At 45.9% G+C, this 688-nt stretch carries 1 protein-coding gene; it reads left to right on the top strand.

Annotated features, from left to right (window positions below; all coding sequences use genetic code 11):
• A partial coding sequence (locus tag HU824_RS19455; RefSeq protein WP_176469746.1) for a group II intron maturase-specific domain-containing protein occupies positions 1–607 on the top strand: 607 nt, incomplete at its 5' end.
• Between the last annotated feature and the right edge of the window lie 81 nt (positions 608–688).

Raw genomic sequence — 688 nt, 5'->3', positions numbered from 1 at the left:
GTATGCTGATGCCCTGGTCATCTTTTGTAAAAGCCGTCGTTCCGCCCAGCGTACATTGGATAATCTGCTTCCCTTTATTGAAACGAAACTTTTTCTAAAGGTGAATAAGGAGAAGACCCATGTCGCTTATATGCGTGACATCAAATTCCTTTCCTATGCCTTTGGTCGTAGTAATGTCAAATGCCAATTCTACATCCATGTCGATAGTGTCAAGAAGATGAAGAGTAAGATACGTGAACTCACCAGCCGTAATAACGGCTGGAGCTACGAATATCTTAAACAACGTTTGACTTGGTATATCCGTGGTTGGCTCAACTATTTTAAGTTGGCAGGTCTCAAAAGTAGGATAAGGGAATGGGACGGTTGGCTCCGTCATCGCATACGGATGTGTATTTGGAAGTCTTGGAAACGAGTCCGAACCCGGTATCGAAATCTGAAGAAGCTTATTCCCGATGGGAACCGTGTGCGAATGGCTGCCTTTTGTCGTAAGAAATACTGGCGAATGGCAAGTCATCCCACTGTACAAGCGGCTTTGTCGGATGAGCGTTTGCTTCGGGCTGGTTACCCTACTTTTAAGATGTACTATCATCCTGTGTTTAAAGGTTAATTAGGGAACCGCCGTATGCCGAACGGCACGTACGGTGGTGTGAGAGGTCGGAACGGGAATTAATCCCGTTCCTCCTACTCG

The organism is Bacteroides sp. L10-4 (genome assembly GCF_013373675.1).
Lineage (GTDB): Bacteria > Bacteroidota > Bacteroidia > Bacteroidales > Bacteroidaceae > Bacteroides > Bacteroides muris.
Note: the sequence above shows the minus strand (reverse complement) of the source record. Positions and strands in the feature narration are given on the sequence as shown.